We start from the raw sequence: 17,811 nt of genomic DNA on the forward strand, positions 1-17,811 counted from the left end.
CACGGTGGACGTGCAGAAGAAGCTCGACGAGATCGTCGAAGCGGTCGGGAGCGCCCGATCCATGCCCATGTCGGCCTCGTGCGTGGTCAACCGCGCCGAGCTGCTCGCCATGCTCGAAGAGGTGCGCCAGGCGCTGCCCGGCTCCCTCGCCCAGGCCCAGGAGCTGCTCGGCGGCCATGAGCAGCTCGCCGAGCAGGCCCGGCACGAGGCCGAGCGGATCATCGAGTCCGCCCACGCCCAGCGCGGCTCGCTGATCTCCGAGACCGAGATCGTCCGCCAGTCGCAGAGCGAGGCCGACCGGATCCTGTCCGAGGCCCGCCGAGAGGCCGAGGAGGTCCGGGCCGAGGCCGACGACTACGTCGACAGCAAGCTCGCCAACTTCGAGGTCGTCCTCACCAAGACCATCGGCTCCGTCGACCGCGGCCGCGAGAAGCTCCTCGGCCGTGGCCAGGGCCTGGACGAGCAGGGCTACCAGGACCCCGACTTCGCCGAGGCCCCCGAGCGCAGCGCCGACCCGGAGACCCTGCGGCAGCGGGCCGACGCCTATGTCGACGCCAAGTTCGGCGCCTTCGAGGCCGTCCTCGCCAAGACCCTGGAGGCGGTCGGCCGGGGCCGGCAGAAGCTGCTCGGCCGGGTCGCCACCGACGACCTCGGCGCGCACATGGCCGCCCAGGACGCGGCGGGCGGCCAGGGTCACACCAGCGACGCCGACTATCTGGCCGGCCTCGCCGAGCTCGCCGCCCCGGAACCGCAGCAGGCGCCCCAGCAGCCGCAGCACCCCGCACAGCCGCAGGGCGAGCCGAGCTACGCGCAGGCGTCGTACGGCTACCAGGAGCAGCCGGTCCAGCAGGGCATGCAGGACGCGTACGGCTACCAGCAGCAGCCCGACCCGTACGCGGCCTACCAGCAGCAGGGCTACGACCCGAACGGCTACCCGCCCCAGCCGGCCGCCCAGCCGGACTACGGCTGGCAGCAACAGCCCCAGCAGCCCCAGGGGCACGGCCAGCAGGGCGGCGGTGCGCTGGACGAGACCAGCCTCTTCGACACCAGCATGATCGACCTGGAGCAGCTGCGCCGGTACGAAGAGGGCCGCTGACCCCGGGGCGGGCCGACCCGATTGGGTGCTGAGCGGTCCGTCCAGTATCCTGAATCCTCGGTCGCACACAGGTCCGCGATCCCGGCTGCCCGTTTCGTCTCGGAACGGAGGCGGTTCGTCCCGGACCGTAGACGGCCCTTCCTTCGCAGTACGACACCCATGATTCGAAAGCAGGAAAAGCCCTGAACGGCCACCTCGACCACCGCAACCCTCTCGTGTTCGATACGCACGAGCTGGGCCGGCGTCCCGGTGCCATGAAGCGGCTGACCCGCTCGGTGGAAGCACCCGGTTCACCGGTCCTGGGCATCGACGGCGTCATCGGCGTGCCGGAAGGCGCACCGGTGGAGCTGGACCTCCGCCTCGAATCGGTCATGGAAGGGGTGCTTGTCACAGGCACCGCCCGTGCGACCGCCGAGGGGGAGTGCGTAAGGTGTCTGGAGCCGCTGACCGTAGAGGTCGACGCGGACTTCCAGGAAATGTTCTCGTACCCTGACGCCGATGACCGGGGCCGCAGCAGTGCGGCGGAACCGGCCGACGACGCCGAGGACGACGAGGACAGGTTCTTCCTCGAGGACGGCTTGTTCGACCTCGAACCAATGCTGCGTGACGCGGTAGTGCTCGCACTGCCCATGCAGCCGGTGTGCAAGGAGACCTGCGCCGGTCTGTGTTCCGAATGCGGAATCAGGCTGGACGAGAATCCGGACCATCACCACGATGCCGTCGACATCCGTTGGGCGGCACTGCAAGGACTCGCCGAGACCGTTCAGGACGGCGAGAAGGACAACATGGGCGGCGCCGAACCGGGCGTCGACGAGAAGCAGGAGAAGTAGCCGTGGCTGTTCCGAAGCGGAAGATGTCGCGCAGCAACACGCGCCACCGCCGGTCGCAGTGGAAGGCTGCGGTCCCCACCCTGGTTTCGTGCGAGCGTTGCCAGGAGCCCAAGCTCCAGCACATTGCGTGCCCGAGCTGCGGCACCTACAACAAGCGCCAGGTCCTCGAGGTCTGAGCGGCTGGTGAGAGGCCCGATGTCTGAGTTGTCCAGCGCCAAGAAGCAGGCAGACAACGTCAACACAGCCTCGTCCCACACGCTTCTGGAAGGGCGGCTCGGGTATCACCTCGAGTCCGCCCTTCTGGTGCGTGCGCTGACCCACCGTTCGTACGCATACGAGAACGGCGGTCTGCCCACCAACGAGCGGCTCGAATTCCTCGGGGATTCGGTGCTCGGCCTGGTGGTCACGGACACGCTGTACCGCACCCACCCCGACCTGCCCGAAGGCCAGCTGGCCAAGTTGCGGGCCGCGGTGGTCAACTCGCGTGCGCTTGCGGAAGTGGGCCGCGGCCTCGAACTCGGCTCCTTCATCCGGCTCGGCCGCGGTGAAGAGGGCACGGGGGGCCGGGACAAGGCTTCCATCCTCGCCGACACACTGGAAGCAGTGATCGGCGCGGTCTATCTCGACCAGGGCCTCGGCGCGGCCTCGGAGCTGGTTCACCGGCTCTTCGACCCGCTGATCGACAGGTCCTCGAACCTCGGCGCCGGCCTGGACTGGAAGACCAGTCTCCAGGAGCTCACCGCGAGCGAGAGCCTCGGAGTCCCCGAGTACCTCGTCACGGAGACCGGTCCGGATCACGAGAAGACCTTCACTGCTGCCGCTCGCGTCGGTGGTGTCTCGTACGGCACCGGCACCGGCCGTAGCAAGAAGGAAGCGGAGCAGCAGGCGGCCGAGTCCGCCTGGCGCGAGATCAGCGCCGCCGCAGAGGCACGGCAGGCCGCGGAGAAGTCCGCGGCCGACGGAGGGGCCGCCGACACCCCTGCCGACCCGTCGCCGAACACGGACGCCGCTCCGGCCTGAAGCACGACGAGAACCCCTCGGTGCCCTGCGCACCGGGGGGTTTTCCCTGTCCAGGGGCGGCTCCCGGATCGCTGTGGTCACCGCGGTCACCGCGTTTTCGCCTGCCCGTCCCCCCACGTACTACCGTCGATGTGTCTGGAGTGGTGCACCGTGCCCGAGCTGCCCGAGGTCGAAGTCGTCCGCCGGGGCCTGGAGCGCTGGGTCAGCGGCCGCACGGTCACCGAGGTCGAGGTCCTGCACCCGCGCTCGGTCCGCCGGCACCTCGCGGGCGGCGTCGACTTCGCCGCCCGGCTCCGAGGAGCCCGCCTGGGGGCGGCGATGCGCCGCGGCAAGTACCTCTGGGTGCCGATCGAGGAGGCCTCCGCCTCGCTCCTGGGACACCTCGGCATGAGCGGACAGCTGCTGGTGCAGCCCGCCGACGCCCCCGACGAGAAGCACCTGCGGATCCGGATGCGGTTCGACGACGCGCTCGGCACCGAGCTGCGCTTCGTCGACCAGCGCACCTTCGGCGGGCTCTCGCTGCACGACAACACCCCCGACGGCCTGCCGGACACCATCGCGCACATCGCCCGGGACCCGCTCGACCCGCTCTTCGACGACGCCGCGTTCCACACCGCGCTGCGCCTGCGCCGTACGACGGTCAAGCGCGCCCTGCTCGACCAGTCGCTGATCAGCGGCGTCGGCAACATCTACGCGGACGAGGCGCTCTGGCGCGCCAAGCTGCACTACGACCGGCCCACCGCGACCCTGACCCGCCCCAAGTCCGCCGAACTGCTCGGCCACGCCCGCGACGTCATGAACGCGGCGCTCGCCCAGGGCGGCACCAGCTTCGACAGCCTGTACGTCAACGTGAACGGCGAGTCCGGCTACTTCGACCGGTCGCTCGACGCGTACGGCCGCGAAGGCGAGCCCTGCAACCGGTGCTCCACCCCGATGCGCCGCCGCGCCTGGATGAACCGCTCCAGCTACTACTGCCCGCGCTGTCAGCGGCCGCCGCGCGCCTCGTCGTAACGCGCACGGGCGGAGAGCACATCGCCCATCCGCCCCTCCACGAGATGGATCAGCCCGAGGAGCTTCTCCGTGACCTCGCGGCCGAACGGGGTGAGCTCGTAGTCCACCCGCGGCGGATTGACCGGCTGGGCCTCCCGCAGGACGAGCCCGTCGCGCTCCAGCGCGTGCAGGGTCTGGGAGAGCATCTTCTCGCTGACCCCGTCGACCCGGCGGCGCAGCTCGTTGAAGCGGAGGCTCTCCTCGTACAGCGCGCCGAGCGTCAGACCGCCCCAGCGGCCGGTGACATGCTCCAGCGTCGAGCGCGAGGGGCACGCGCGGGAGAAGACGTCGAACGCGAGGCTGTCGAAGCTGTCCGTACTCGTGCTGTCCGTACCCGTATCGCTGGCCATACCAAAAGCTTACTCCCGCACAGTGCTCACCCCGAGGGAGCGCTGTGCGGGAGTAAGTGGACCTGAGGGTGGACCCGGCGTGGGTCAGAAGCCGAAGTTCTGGACCCACCACGGGCCGCCGGAGCCCTCGTGGACGCCGATGCCGATGGTCTTGTAGTCGCAGTTGAGAATGTTCGCGCGGTGGCCGTCGCTGTTCATCCAGGCCTCCATCACGGCCTGGGCGTCCGCCTGGCCGCGGGCGATGTTCTCCGCGCCGAGCCCCTGCACACCGGCCTGGGCGGCCCGGTCCCAGGGGGTGTCGCCGTCCGGGTCCGTGTGGTCGAAGAAGCCGCGGGCCGCCATGTCCTCGCTGAAGTTCTGCGCGAGCGAGGTCAGCGGGGCGCTGGTGGACAGCGGGGAGCAGCCGACCTTCGCGCGTTCCTGGTTCACCAGCGCCAGCACCTCGGAGCGTGCGGAGGCGTCGGTGGGGGAAGGGCTCGGCTTCTTGCTGGGCGGCGGGGCGGCGGAGGTCTTCGGCGGGGCCGGGGTCTTGCTCGCCGGGGCGGTGCTCTTCTCCGGGGTGGAGGAGGGCGCCTTCGACTTCTTCGACGGGGTGGCGGCCGGCTTCTTCGACTCCTCCGCCTTCTTCGAGGGGGAGGGCGTCGCCGACTTCGAGGGGGAGTCCGAGGCCGAGGGCGTCGTGGACGGCGACTTCGACGGGGACTTGCCGGGCGCCTCCGGGCGCTCGCTGCCCCGGCTGGTGGGGGAGGAGGAGCGGTCGGCCGGCGCGGTGGAGCTGCCGCCCTGTGTCAGCAGGTCCGGAGCGCCGCCGGTGCGCACCTGGTCGGCGGCGGTGGTGTTGCCGGAGGTGGAGGTGTCGCCGCCGGGCAGCAGGCCGGAGGCGACGGCGACCGCGCCGACCGCCACGGCCGCCGAGACGCCGAGAAGCCCGGTGCGGATCGGCACGGCGGACTTCTTCCGGCGCGTACCCCGGCGCCGGGAAGCGGCCCCGGCCGCGGGTTCTTCAGCGGCGGGGCCTGCGGCGGATCGTCGGTGGCGTCCCATGCGCTGTGCCTTCCTGATGCTCCGGACGTCGTAGTGACGTCACGCGACTGCCCCGTTGCTGAACTGCCCCGATGATCGAATTCGGTCGTACGCGGAGCGAATGTCGCTTGATCGACTTTCCGTCCACGCCCATCCGATACTCACCCGATCGAGTGAGGCTGTTGCGACGGGACTGTAGCCCATGGGCGAAAGGGGGCGACGTGCTTCGAGAGCAATTGGCCGGTTAGCGTTCGGGCATGAACGAACAAGCGCGCCTCGTCGTATGGGTACGCGGCCGAGTACAGCAAGTAGGCTTCCGCTGGTTCACCAGGGCAAATGCTTTGGAGATCGGCGGCCTCATCGGGTTCGCCCTCAATCTCGACGACGGCAGAGTGCAGATCGTGGCTGAAGGGTCACGTGAGAATTGCCACCGTCTGCTGGACTGGCTGCGGTCCGACGACACTCCCGGGCGCGTGGACGGCGTCACTGAGATCTGGGACACCCCACGCGGTGGATACGACGGATTCGCCATCCGCTGATCCCGTCCCGCGAGGCCCCCTCGGATCCGCTCGGTGAACACCGCGCCCCGAACGGTCACCGGAACGCCGTCCGGGGCCCCGCACCCGAAATGACCTGCGACGGGACCCGATGGCGACCGATGGTTGCCAGATACGGGATGTCGTGCAAGGCTGCGGCATTGACGAAGATCCGCACACCCCTCGGGGTCCCGCAGGAGAGTCGCGCCGCATGATCGTCCGGCCGCGCGCCCCCGGGACACCCGGGTACACAGGGTGTGATCGTGTTGACCGTCAAACTTTTTGGTGAGACGCTGAAAACCCCGCGCACCTTAGCTGTTCGGTAGAGCTGATTAGCAGCAGAACCGCAGTGGTGACAGAGCCCTGCCGAGCACCGCGGGTGCGATCCCCTGACGACCCACACCGCATCGGTCGGTCACTCATTGTGGAGGACCATCCATCATGGCAAAGGCGCTTCTCGGTTACGTCGGCGGTTCCGACCCGCGACTCCTCGCCGAGATGCGACGGCTCCAGCAGCGCGTCCAGGACCTGGAATCCGAGCTCACCCGGATCCAGGACGAGAACGACGCGCTGAACGCCGCCGCCCAGCACCAAGAGTCGCTGCTCGACAGCATCGACATCGACGTACCCCAGGGCGAGCCTGCGCTGACCTGACCGTGATGGCCCCTTCGGGCCGGTCGGGCCGGGCACGCTCAGCAGCCTCGGAACACCTCTGATTCGTCCTGCGTCACGGATCGCCGTCCCCGAACACCGGGGTCCCCGCAGCACCGGGGACGTCGTTGTCCGGTCGCTCTGCGATGCACCACGCAGGACCGCAGCTGGATCCACCGTGTCGCCAGCAAGATTCACAGGGACGCTTCGGCGTCCCTTTTTCTTTGCCCGACCCCCGTCCCGGACCTACCGGCCTTCGCTTACCGTCTGATGTGCCCTGCACCTTCATCAGCGAAACCGAGAGCGAAAGGTAGAGTCCGGCGGCGTGCACCTCAAGGCCCTGACCCTGCGTGGTTTCAAATCGTTCGCGTCCGCCACCACCCTGCGGTTCGAACCGGGGATCACCTGCGTCGTCGGACCCAATGGATCCGGAAAGTCCAATGTGGTGGACGCGCTCTCCTGGGTCATGGGAGAACAGGGCGCCAAATCCCTGCGCGGCGGCAAGATGGAAGACGTGATCTTCGCCGGGACGACCGGGCGGCCCCCGCTCGGCCGCGCCGAAGTGTCGCTGACCATCGACAATTCCGACGGCGCATTGCCCATCGAGTACGCCGAAGTGACGATCACTCGGATCATGTTCCGCAATGGCGGCAGCGAATACCAGATCAATGGCGACACCTGCCGGCTGCTCGACATCCAGGAACTCCTCTCCGACTCCGGCATCGGCCGTGAGATGCACGTCATCGTCGGCCAGGGCCAGTTGGACTCCGTGCTGCACGCCGACCCGATGGGCCGCCGGGCCTTCATCGAGGAGGCCGCGGGCGTCCTCAAGCACCGCAAGCGGAAAGAGAAGGCGCTGCGGAAGCTGGACGCGATGGGCGCCAACCTGGCCCGGGTCCAGGACCTCACCGACGAACTGCGCCGCCAGCTCAAACCGCTCGGCCGGCAGGCCGCCGTCGCCCGCCGGGCCGCCGTCATCCAGGCCGATCTGCGCGACGCCAGGCTCCGGCTCCTCGCCGACGACCTGGTGACCCTGCGGGACGCGCTGCGCGACGAGGTCGCCGACGAGGCGGAGCTGAAGAAGCGCAAGGACGCGGCCGAGGCCGAGCTGGGCGCGGCGCTCGCCCGGGAGGCCGAGCTGGAGGGCGAGGTGCGCCGGCTCGCGCCCCGGCTCCAGCGCGCCCAGCAGACCTGGTACGAGCTGTCGCAGCTGGCCGAACGGGTCCGCGGCACGATCTCGCTGGCCGACGCCCGGGTCCGCAGCGCCTCACAGGCGCCCGCCGAGGAGCGCCGGGGCCGCGACCCCGAGGACCTGGAGCGCGAGGCCGCCCGGATCCGCGAGCAGGAGGCGGAGCTGACTGCGGCCCTGGAGGCGGCCGAACACGCGCTGGAGGACACCGCGGCCCACCGCGCCGACCTGGAACGCGAGCTGGCCGCCGAGGAGCGCCGCCTCAAGGACGCCGCCCGCGCCATCGCGGACCGGCGTGAGGGGCTCGCCCGGCTGAACGGCCAGGTCAACGCGGCCCGCAGCCGGGCCGGTTCGGCCCAGGCCGAGATCGACCGGCTGGCCGCCGCGCGCGACGAGGCGCAGGAGCGCGCGGTGACCGCGCAGGAGGAGTACGAGCAGCTCAAGGCCGAGGTCGACGGACTGGACGACGTCGACGAGGAGCTGGCCGCCCGCCACGAGGAGGCCAAGGAGGCCCTCGCCGAGGCCCGGTCCGCCCACAGCGCGGCCCGTGAGGAGGCCACGGCCGCCGAGCGCAGACGGGCGGCGGTCGCCGCCCGGCACGAGGCGCTGGCCCTCGGGCTGCGCCGCAAGGACGGCACGGGCGTGCTGCTCGGCGCCCGCGACCGGCTGGCCGGGCTGCTCGGCCCGGCCGCCGAACTGCTGACCGTGGAGCCCGGGTACGAGATCCCCGTCGCGGCCGCCCTCGGCGCTGCGGCGGACGCGGTGGCCGTCACGGACCCGGCCACGGCCGCCGACGCGATCAGGCTGCTGCGCGAACGGGACGCGGGGCGCGCGGCGATGCTGCTGGGCACGGCGGCGGCCGACGGCGCGGGGGCCCGGCCTCATCACGTACCGGAGCAGTCGGGGGAGCAGACACCCGTGCCGGAGGGGTCCGGTGCGCAGGCGCCCGTGCCCGAGCGGTCCGCGGACCAGGCGCCCGTGCCCGAGCGGTCCGGTGAGCAGACGCCGACGCCTGAACGGGAAGGCGCTCCGCATCCCGCGTCCGCCGTGCTGCCCGGTCAGGGCGGCGCCCACAACGCCACCGAACCCGGGCCGTCCGCGCGGCACAGTGCCCCGCCCGCCGGTGTCGCCCTCCCGGGCGGCCGTGCCGAGACGGTCACCGCCCTCGCAGCGCCCGCCGTCGCCGACCTCGTGCGCGGGCCCGCCGCGCTCGTCGGGGCCGTGCGCCGCCTCGTACCGGACATGGTGGTCGTCGGGACGCTGGAGGACGCCGAGGCGCTGGTGGCCGCGCACCCCGGGCTGACCGCGGTGACCGGTGAAGGGGACGTGCTCTCCGCCCACTTCGCGCACGGCGGGTCCGCCGGGGCGCCCAGCCTCCTGGAGGTGCAGGCCTCCGTCGACGAGGCCGCCGCCGAGCTGGCCGACCTGGCCGTACGGTGCGAGGAGCTGGCGGAGGCCCAGCGGCTGGCGGGGGAGCGGCGCACGGAGCGGACCGCGCTCGTCGAGGAGTTGGGGGAGCGCCGCCGGGCGGCCGAGCGGGAGAAGTCCGGTGTCGCCCAGCAGCTCGGACGGCTCGCCGGGCAGGCCCGGGGCGCGGCGGGCGAGGCCGAGCGGATGACCGCGTCCGCCGCCCGCGCCCAGGAGGCCCTGGAACGGGCGACCGAGGAGGCCGAGGAGCTGGCGGAGCGGCTGCTGGTCGCCGAGGAGGCCCCGGCCGAGGAGGAGCCCGACACCTCGGTGCGGGACCGGCTCGCCGCCGACGGGGCCAACGCCCGCCAGACCGAGATGGAGGCCCGGCTCCAGGCCCGTACGCACGAGGAGCGGGTCAAGGCGCTGGCCGGCCGCGCCGATGCGCTGGACCGGGCCGCCCGCGTCGAACGCGAGGCGCGCACCCGCGCCGAACAGCGCCGGGCCCGGCTGCGGTACGAGGCCGAGGTCGCCTCCGCCGTGGCCTCGGGCGCCCGTCAGCTGCTGGCGCACGTCGAGGTGTCCCTCGTACGGGCCGACCAGGAGCGGACGTCGGCCGAGGCGGCGAAGGGCGAGCGGGAGCGCGAGCTGACCGTCGAGCGCGACCGGGGCCGGGCGCTCAAGGGCGAGCTGGACAAGCTCACCGACTCGGTCCACCGGGGCGAGGTGCTGGGCGCGGAGAAGCGGCTGCGGATCGAGCAGCTGGAGACGAAGGCCCTGGAGGAGCTGGGCGTGGAGCCCGCGGGGCTGGTCTCCGAGTACGGCCCCGACCAGCTCGTGCCGCCGTCGCCCGCCGCGGAGGGCGAGGAACTGCCGGAGGACCCGGAGCACCCGCGCAACCAGCCGAAGGCGTACCGGCGGCCCGAGCAGGAGAAGCGGCTGCGCGCGGCCGAACGGGCGTACCAGCAACTCGGGAAGGTGAATCCGCTCGCCCTGGAGGAGTTCTCGGCGCTGGAGGAACGGCACAAGTTCCTGTCCGAGCAGCTTGAAGACCTGAAGAAGACCCGGGCCGATCTGCTCCAGGTGATCAAGGAGGTCGACGAGCGGGTCGAGCAGGTCTTCACCGAGGCCTACCACGACACCGCCCGTGAGTTCGAGGGCGTCTTCTCGCGGCTCTTCCCCGGCGGCGAGGGGCGGCTCATCCTGACCGACCCGGACAACATGCTGGCCACCGGGGTGGACGTCGAGGCGCGTCCGCCGGGCAAGAAGGTGAAGCGGCTCTCCCTGCTGTCGGGCGGCGAGCGGTCCCTGACGGCCGTGGCGCTGCTGGTGTCGATCTTCAAGGCCCGGCCCAGTCCGTTCTATGTGATGGACGAGGTCGAGGCCGCGCTCGACGACACCAATCTGCAGCGGCTGATCCGGATCATGGAGGAGCTCCAGGAGAGCTCCCAGCTGATCGTGATCACGCACCAGAAGCGGACGATGGAGGTCGCCGACGCGCTGTACGGCGTGTCCATGCAGGGCGACGGGGTCTCGAAGGTCATCAGCCAGCGGCTGCGCTGATCCTTTACCGGAACGACCCCTTTACCGGAACGACCGAACCATCAGAGGTTCAATGCACCTTTTGTGCACTCCTGGGCGGACCGTGCTGGACCCGCTGTTTGACTTCGTTTCTTGAACGCATAACCTCTGCAAAGTTGATTTCGCCTTCAAGTGGTGGCGGGCCGGATGTTGTGCCCCACTGGGAAGGCTCACCCCCCACGTCTGACTTGCGGCCAGGCATCAGGAGTTCACGTGACCAGCACAGCGAACGGACCCGAGTCCGGGGCCAGGGCGGCCCATCCGGACCACCTCGGCCATGTCATCTTCATCACCGCGGCCGCGGCGATGGGCGGCTTCCTCTTCGGCTACGACAGCTCCGTCATCAACGGCGCGGTCGAGGCGATCCGCGACCGGTACGACATCGGCTCCGGAACCCTCGCCCAGGTCATCGCCATCGCGCTGATCGGCTGTGCGATCGGCGCCGCCACCGCCGGCCGGATCGCGGACCGGATCGGCCGCATCCGCTGCATGCAGATCGCCTCGGTGCTCTTCACGGCCAGCGCGATCGGCTCCGCACTGCCGTTCGCCCTCTGGGACCTGGCGATGTGGCGCATCATCGGCGGCTTCGCCATCGGTATGGCCTCCGTGATCGGCCCGGCCTACATCGCCGAGGTCTCCCCGCCCGCCTACCGCGGCCGGCTCGGCTCCTTCCAGCAGGCCGCGATCGTCATCGGCATCGCCATCTCCCAGCTGGTCAACTACGCCGTCCTCCAGATCGCCGACGGCGACCAGCGCGGCAAGATCCTGGGCCTGGAGGCCTGGCAGTGGATGCTCGGCGTGATGGTCGTCCCGGCCGTCCTGTACGGGCTGCTCTCCTTCGCCATCCCCGAGTCCCCGCGCTTCCTCATCTCGGTCGGCCGGAAGGCCGAGGCTCGCAAGATCCTCGAAGAGGTCGAGGGCGACAAGATCGACCTCGATGCGCGGGTGACCGAGATCGAGACCGCCATGCACCGCGAGCACAAGTCCTCCTTCAAGGACCTGCTCGGCAACCGCTTCTTCTTCCTGCCCATCGTCTGGGTCGGTATCGGCCTCTCGATGTTCCAGCAGCTCGTGGGCATCAACGTCGCGTTCTACTACTCGGCGACGCTGTGGCAGTCCGTCGGCGTCGACCCGACCGACTCGTTCTTCTACTCGTTCACCACCTCGATCATCAACATCATCGGCACGGTGATCGCGATGGTGCTGGTGGACCGGGTGGGCCGCAGGCCGCTCGCCCTCGTCGGCTCCGTCGGCATGGCGGTCGCGCTGGCCGTCGAGGCGTGGGCCTTCTCCGCCGACCTGGTCGACGGAAAGCTGCCCACCGCGCAGGGCGCCGTGGCCCTGATCGCCGCCCACACCTTCGTGCTCTTCTTCGCCCTGTCGTGGGGTGTCGTCGTCTGGGTCTTCCTGGGCGAGATGTTCCCGAACCGGCTGCGCGCCGCCGCCCTCGGTGTGGCCGTCTTCGCGCAGTGGATCGCCAACTGGGCGATCACCGCCAGCTTCCCGAGCCTGGCCGACTGGAACCTCTCGGGGACGTACATCATCTACGCCTGCTTCGCCGTGCTCTCGATCCCCTTCGTGCTCAAGTTCGTGAAGGAGACCAAGGGCAAAACGCTGGAGGAGATGGGCTGACCCCCCGTGCTGGAGGAGACGGGCCAATCCCCGCTGCCCCTCTCCTCTTCACCGACGGCCCCGGCTCACCCTTGAGCCGGGGCCGTCGGCTTCTCCCGGCCCACCGCCCCGCAGAACAGCCGCAGGCTCCGCCACCCCTCCTCCACCGGCATTCCGCCGCACAGCGGATGCAGCACCAGGCTCTCCGCCTCCAGGGCCTTCAGCCCGTCCGGGGTGACGATCCGGTACACGCCCTCCTCGCGCAGCTCCGCCACCGTCGTCGCCGCCGAGCGGACGGCCGAGCGGATGTCCTTGGACTGCCACGAGGCGTACGTCCGTGCCTCGTGCAGGAAGTGCTCGCCGTACTCCGCCCACGTACGGTCCGGATCCTCGGACACATGCAGCAGCGGCGTCTCGGCCGCCGGCATCATGCAGAAGCCCTCCGTCCCGTGGACCGCGCGCTGCTCGTGGTAGTACGCCTCCAGCTCCGGCAGATGCGCGCTCGGGAACAGCGGCAGCCCCAGCCGGGCCGCCCGCCGCGCCGCCGCCCGCGAGCTGCCGCCGACCAGCAGCAACGGGTGCGGCCGCGTGTACGGGCGCGGGGTGACGCGTACCGTACGGCCCCGGTACGGGAACGGCTCCCCGGTCCACGCGGCCAGCAGCGTCTCCAGCAGCTCGTCCTGGAGCCGGCCGCGCCGCCCCCACTCGACCCCGGCCCGCTCGTACTCCTCGGGGCGGTAGCCGATCCCCGCCACCGTCACCAGCCGGCCCGCGCTCAGCAGGTCCAGCACCGCGATGTCCTCCGCCAGCCGCAGCGGATCGTGCAGCGGCCCGATGATCGCCGAGACGGTCACCGCGATCCGGCGGGTGGCGCCGAAGACCGCTCCTGCGAAGGTGAACGGGGAGGGCAGCCAGGAGTCCGCCACCCCGTGGTGCTCCTCGGTCTGGACCGTGTCGACGCCGTGCTCGTCCGCGTACGCCGCCATCTCCAGGGCGGCGCGATAGCGGGCCGAGAGCGCCACGGGTTCGGCTGCCGGGTCGACGAGATTGAACCGGACCACTGTGAAGGCCATCGCGGGCGTCCCTTCGCCGGAGCGGGCGGCTGTACGGGCAGGCGGGCGGCGGCACCGTACCTGACGGGACGTCAGAAGTGTAGGGGCGTGCATCCGGATTGCGGCCAAAAGGTGCATACGGGTCCACCGGATCGCCGAGGGGTCAGCCGGGGCAGCGCCCGCGGCACGGCCGTGGCCGATACTGGACGGGTTATGGAACTCGTCGAAATCGTCATCCTCGCTGTAGTCATCGCCCTGGTCGCTGTCGGCCTGGTCGGCGGGCTCGTGGTCGGCAGCCGCAAGAAGAAGAAGCTGCCGCCCCCGCCGCCGAGCGCGCCGACCATCACTCCTCCCGCCGAGCCGCAGGTCGGCGAGGAGGCCGAGACGCCGCGCGACGAAGCGCGGCGCACCATCGACGAAGTCGGCCTCCCGGACGCCACCGCGCCCGTGGAGGAGGAGGCTCCGGTCGCCGAGGCCCCCGCGCTGGAGGTCCCCGAGCCCACCGCCGGCCGGCTCGTCCGTCTGCGGGCCCGCCTCGCCCGCTCGCAGAACTCGCTGGGCAAGGGACTCCTCACCCTGCTCTCCCGCGACAACCTCGACGAGGACACCTGGGAGGAGATCGAGGACACCCTCCTCACCGCCGACGTCGGCGTCGCCCCCACCCAGGAACTGGTCGAGCGGCTCCGCGAGCGCGTCCGGGTGCTCGGCACCCGTACCCCCGAGGACCTGCGCACCCTGCTCCGCGAAGAGCTGATCACCCTGCTCGGCCCGGACTTCGACCGTGAGGTCAAGACCGAGGGCGGCGCCGAGACTCCGGGCGTCGTCATGGTCGTCGGCGTCAACGGCACCGGAAAGACCACCACCACCGGCAAGCTGGCCCGGGTGCTCGTCGCCGACGGCCGCAGCGTGGTGCTCGGCGCGGCCGACACCTTCCGCGCCGCCGCCGCCGACCAGCTCCAGACCTGGGGCGAGCGCGTCGGCGCCCGTACGGTCCGCGGGCCCGAGGGCGGCGACCCGGCGTCGATCGCCTACGACGCGGTCAAGGAAGGCATCGCCGAAGGCGCGGACGTCGTCCTCATCGACACCGCCGGCCGGCTGCACACCAAGACCGGTCTCATGGACGAGCTGGGCAAGGTCAAGCGCGTCGTGGAGAAGCACGGCCCGCTGGACGAGATCCTGCTGGTCCTGGACGCCACCACCGGGCAGAACGGCCTCGTGCAGGCCCGGGTCTTCGCCGAGGTCGTGGACATCACCGGCATCGTCCTCACCAAGCTCGACGGCACCGCCAAGGGCGGCATCGTCATCGCGGTCCAGCGCGAGCTGGGCGTACCGGTGAAGCTGATCGGGCTCGGCGAAGGGGCGGACGACCTCGCCCCGTTCGAGCCGGGCGCCTTCGTGGACGCCCTGATCGGCGACTGACCCCCTTCGCATCCGGTACGGCGGACGGGCGGCGGCTCCTGCGAGGAGCCCGCCGCCCGTCCGCCGTTTCCGGGGCCGCCGCGATCCGCCGGTTCCCGGACTTCTACGAGCGGTGGCAGATGTACGCCAGCGTCCCCAGCAGCAGCCGCGCCTGCGGGGGAGCGGCCGCCGTGTCCAGCACCGGGGGCCGCAGCCAGCGGACCGGGCCGAGGCCGCCGAGGTCGGAGGGCGGGGCGGTGATGTACGTACCCGGGCCCAGGGCGCGCAGATCGAGAGCGGCGTCGTCCCAGCCCATCCGGTAGAGCAGCTCGGGCAGCTCGGCGGCGGCCCCGGGGGCGACGAGGAACTGCGCCCGCCCGGTCGGTGTCACCGCGACCGGCCCCGACGGCAGTCCCATCCGCTCCAGCCGCACCAGCGCCCGTCGCCCGGCCTGCTCGGCGACCTCCAGGACGTCGAAGGAGCGGCCCACCGGCAGCAGCATCGCCGCTCCGGGCGTCTCGGCCCAGGCGTCCGACGCACGGTCCAGGCCGGTGCCCGCCGGGACCTCGCGGGCGAAGCCCAGCGGGTGGGCTCCCGGCGTCGGGCAGCCCGGCTCGCCGCACGAGCAGGAGCCGGCCGCGGCCCGGGCCCCGGGCGTCACCGCCCAGCCCCACAGCCCTGTGTACTCGGCCACCGCCGTGCCCTCGGTGCCGCGGTGGCGTCGCCGCGCACCGGATCGCATCTCCCGGATGCCGCCGATCGTGAAGCCCATGCCCCCTCCAACGGGTCCGGCTCGCCGGTGGTTACGACCCGCGTCGCTCGGGTAACCCTCCGTCGCTGCAACTCGATCGAGTGGCGTGCGCGGTAGTGCGAAAGGGAGTGCGACACGGTGTACGCGCCCCCGAGTGCTTCCATCCGCTCGCCCTCGGTCCTGGTCGCTCAAGTCAAGCGCGCCCAGCGGCAGTCGGGTTCATTCGAAGGGGTGGCGAATGGTGGCGTTTCCTCAATTCCCCTCGCGGGAGGGGTGATCGTAGGATTACCGTCGGTACACGAACCCTGGGAGTATGTGCACCCACGGGTATGCCGCGGGCAACCCGATTTCCTGTTCGACGGTGTTCGGTGAAGTCGAGATGCCGACGGGGGCCAACTCCCGGACGGACAGCACCGATGCACGGCATTCTGATAATGGTTCGCGCGATGAGGTTTCAGCGGGATGGGGGCGTTCCAGTGAGTGGCAGCGGCGCAGGCGGCACGGATGCCGGAAAGCGTCCCAACGGACAGTTGGGTTCGTGGTTCGTGCGCAGTGGCTGGTCCAAGGGCGAGCTGGCGCGCCAGGTGAACCGGCGGGCGCGGCAGATGGGCGCCCTCCACATCAGCACCGACACCTCCCGGGTGCGGCGCTGGCTCGACGGCGAGCAGCCGCGCGAGCCGATCCCGCGCATCCTCTCCGAGCTGTTCTCCGAGCGCTTCGGCGCCGTCGTCGCCGTCGAGCAGCTCGGGCTGCGCACCGCCCACCAGTCACCCTCGGTGGCCGGGGTCGACCTGCCCTGGGCCGGACCGCAGACCGTCGCCCTGCTCAGCGAGTTCTCCCGCAGCGACCTGATGCTCGCCCGGCGCGGCTTCCTCGGCAGCTCGCTGGCGCTGGCCGCCGGGCCCGCCCTCATCGAGCCGATGCAGCGCTGGCTGGTGCCCGTCCCCACCCAGGGCCCCGGCGAACCGGAGGCCCCGTCCTCCGAGCACCGCCCCTCCCGGCTCTCCCGGCCCGAGCTGGACCTGCTGGAGTCGACCACCGCGATGTTCCGGCAGTGGGACGCCCAGTGCGGCGGCGGACTGCGCCGCAAGGCCGTCGTCGGGCAGCTGCACGAGGTCACCGACCTGCTCCAGGAGCCCCAGCCCGGCCCCACCGCCCAGCGGCTCTTCCGCTGCGCCGCCGAACTGGCCGAGCTGGCGGGCTGGATGAGCTACGACGTCGGCCTCCAGCCCACCGCCCAGAAGTACTTCGTGCTCGCCCTGCACGCCGCCAAGGAGGCCGGGGACAAGCCGCTCGGCAGCTACATCCTCTCCAGCATGAGCCGCCAGATGATCCACCTGGGCCGCCCCGACGACGCCCTGGAGCTGATCCACCTCGCGCAGTACGGCAGCCGCGACTGCGCCACCTCCCGTACACAGGCCATGCTGTATGCGATGGAGGCCCGCGCCTACGCCAACATGGGCCAGCCCAGCAAGTGCAAGCGGGCCGTCCGGATGGCCGAGGACACCTTCCTGGACGCCGGTCTCGACGGCGAGCCCGAGCCCGACTGGATCCGCTTCTTCTCCGAGGCCGAGCTGAACGGCGAGAACGCCCACTCCTACCGCGACCTGGCCTATGTCGCCGGCCGCAGCCCCACCTACGCCTCGCTTGCCGAGCCCGTCATGGAGAAGGCCGTCGAGCTGTTCGGCGAGGACGACGAGCACCAGCGCTCCTACGCGCTCAACCTCATCGGCATGGCCACCGTCCACCTCCTCCAGCGCGAGCCCGAGGAGTCCACCGTGCTCGCCACCCGCGCCCTGAAGATCGCCAAGAAGGTCCGCTCCGAGCGCGTGAACACCCGGCTGCGCAAGACCGTCGACACCGCTGCCAGGGACTTCGGCGATGTCGCCGACGTCGCCCGGCTCACCGAGCTGCTCCACGAACAGCTGCCGGAGACCGCCGAAGCGGTCTGACCGGCACCACCGGCCCCGGCCGCGGCGCCCCTTCCGTACAGCCCGACTCGGCTCCCCCATCGCCTGGTCACACGGAGGGCCGCCGTGGCCGGTTTCGTGTTTTCCGGCTCCCTGGCGTTTCAACCGCGCCGTATGCGGCGTGCGACGCAGGATAGGCAGGGCACCGGACGCGCCACCCCGGATTCATTCGGCCGTAACACGCGATCCCTCTTCGTCACGCTCGCGAAACATCGGGCGGCATCCCCGGAAACGGCCCTCCGCCAACCTCGTGGCTCATAACCGGCCCGCACCTTTTCCCCAGTGGTCCCGCAGCA

15 protein-coding genes are annotated in these 17,811 nt (G+C 71.3%); 11 read left to right on the forward strand and 4 right to left on the reverse strand.

Annotated features, from left to right (window positions below; genetic code table 11):
• Window positions 1-4: 4 nt before the first annotated feature.
• From ACSMXR_RS27590 to mutM, 5 genes are all read left to right on the forward strand, one after another.
• Entirely contained in the window at window positions 5-1,096 is a 1,092-nt protein-coding gene (locus ACSMXR_RS27590; protein ID WP_473170144.1) for an ATP synthase F0 subunit B, read from the forward strand.
• Window positions 1,097-1,350: 254 nt separating this feature from the next.
• Window positions 1,351-1,926: a YceD family protein gene (locus ACSMXR_RS27595; protein WP_242736899.1), complete on the forward strand. Its 576-nt coding sequence runs from the start codon at window positions 1,351-1,353 to the stop codon at window positions 1,924-1,926.
• A 2-nt stretch (window positions 1,927-1,928) separates the two neighbouring features.
• The gene (gene rpmF, locus ACSMXR_RS27600; protein ID WP_003965982.1) at window positions 1,929-2,102 is read left to right on the forward strand and encodes a 50S ribosomal protein L32; all 174 of its coding nucleotides are present in this window, start codon (window positions 1,929-1,931) and stop codon (window positions 2,100-2,102) included.
• A gap of 19 nt (window positions 2,103-2,121) precedes the next feature.
• Window positions 2,122-2,946: a ribonuclease III gene (gene rnc / locus ACSMXR_RS27605; protein ID WP_030085026.1), complete on the forward strand. Its 825-nt coding sequence runs from the start codon at window positions 2,122-2,124 to the stop codon at window positions 2,944-2,946.
• Between the two features lie 150 nt (window positions 2,947-3,096).
• Window positions 3,097-3,957, forward strand: coding sequence for a bifunctional DNA-formamidopyrimidine glycosylase/DNA-(apurinic or apyrimidinic site) lyase (gene mutM / locus ACSMXR_RS27610; protein WP_006127881.1), 861 nt, complete (start codon window positions 3,097-3,099; stop codon window positions 3,955-3,957).
• Here the strand turns inward: mutM and ACSMXR_RS27615 are convergent.
• Both ACSMXR_RS27615 and ACSMXR_RS27620 read right to left on the reverse strand, forming a co-directional pair.
• Complete coding sequence (locus ACSMXR_RS27615; protein WP_137234484.1) at window positions 3,930-4,346, reverse strand: winged helix-turn-helix transcriptional regulator; 417 nt, start codon at window positions 4,344-4,346, stop codon at window positions 3,930-3,932. The genes mutM and ACSMXR_RS27615 overlap by 28 nt on opposite strands.
• An 84-nt stretch (window positions 4,347-4,430) precedes the next feature.
• The gene (locus ACSMXR_RS27620) at window positions 4,431-5,390 is read right to left on the reverse strand and encodes a CAP domain-containing protein (RefSeq protein ID WP_473170145.1); all 960 of its coding nucleotides are present in this window, start codon (window positions 5,388-5,390) and stop codon (window positions 4,431-4,433) included.
• A 236-nt stretch (window positions 5,391-5,626) separates the two neighbouring features.
• Between ACSMXR_RS27620 and ACSMXR_RS27625 the strand changes: the two genes are divergently transcribed.
• The 4 genes from ACSMXR_RS27625 to ACSMXR_RS27640 all read left to right on the forward strand — a co-directional run bounded on the left by ACSMXR_RS27625 (window position 5,627) and on the right by ACSMXR_RS27640 (window position 12,365).
• Window positions 5,627-5,908: an acylphosphatase gene (locus tag ACSMXR_RS27625; RefSeq protein WP_103512709.1), complete on the forward strand. Its 282-nt coding sequence runs from the start codon at window positions 5,627-5,629 to the stop codon at window positions 5,906-5,908.
• A 438-nt stretch (window positions 5,909-6,346) separates the two neighbouring features.
• Window positions 6,347-6,559, forward strand: a complete 213-nt coding sequence (locus ACSMXR_RS27630) for a hypothetical protein (protein WP_006127885.1) — start codon at window positions 6,347-6,349, stop codon at window positions 6,557-6,559.
• Window positions 6,560-6,881: 322 nt separating this feature from the next.
• A complete protein-coding gene (locus ACSMXR_RS27635; RefSeq protein WP_473170146.1) occupies window positions 6,882-10,715 on the forward strand; it encodes an AAA family ATPase in 3,834 nt (1,277 codons plus the stop codon).
• Between the two features lie 231 nt (window positions 10,716-10,946).
• The gene (locus tag ACSMXR_RS27640; protein WP_137234481.1) at window positions 10,947-12,365 is read left to right on the forward strand and encodes a sugar porter family MFS transporter; all 1,419 of its coding nucleotides are present in this window, start codon (window positions 10,947-10,949) and stop codon (window positions 12,363-12,365) included.
• Between the two features lie 65 nt (window positions 12,366-12,430).
• Here the strand turns inward: ACSMXR_RS27640 and ACSMXR_RS27645 are convergent, their stop codons facing one another.
• A complete protein-coding gene (locus ACSMXR_RS27645) occupies window positions 12,431-13,417 on the reverse strand; it encodes an LLM class flavin-dependent oxidoreductase (protein ID WP_137234480.1) in 987 nt (328 codons plus the stop codon).
• A gap of 192 nt (window positions 13,418-13,609) precedes the next feature.
• On the opposite strand from ACSMXR_RS27645, the gene ftsY reads away from it, so the two are divergent.
• On the forward strand, window positions 13,610-14,815 hold the full coding sequence (ftsY, locus tag ACSMXR_RS27650) for a signal recognition particle-docking protein FtsY (RefSeq protein WP_137234479.1): 1,206 nt from the start codon (window positions 13,610-13,612) through the stop codon (window positions 14,813-14,815).
• Window positions 14,816-14,918: 103 nt separating this feature from the next.
• Here the strand turns inward: ftsY and ACSMXR_RS27655 are convergent, their stop codons facing one another.
• A complete protein-coding gene (locus ACSMXR_RS27655; protein WP_137234478.1) occupies window positions 14,919-15,566 on the reverse strand; it encodes a bifunctional DNA primase/polymerase in 648 nt (215 codons plus the stop codon).
• A 455-nt stretch (window positions 15,567-16,021) separates the two neighbouring features.
• On the opposite strand from ACSMXR_RS27655, the gene nsdA reads away from it, so the two are divergent.
• Window positions 16,022-17,497 (forward strand): transcriptional repressor NsdA, encoded by a 1,476-nt coding sequence (gene nsdA, locus ACSMXR_RS27660; RefSeq protein WP_137234477.1) that lies wholly within the window; start codon window positions 16,022-16,024, stop codon window positions 17,495-17,497.
• The last annotated feature ends 314 nt before the right edge of the window (window positions 17,498-17,811 follow it).

It is taken from the genome of Streptomyces sp. DSM 106670, from assembly GCF_055792845.1.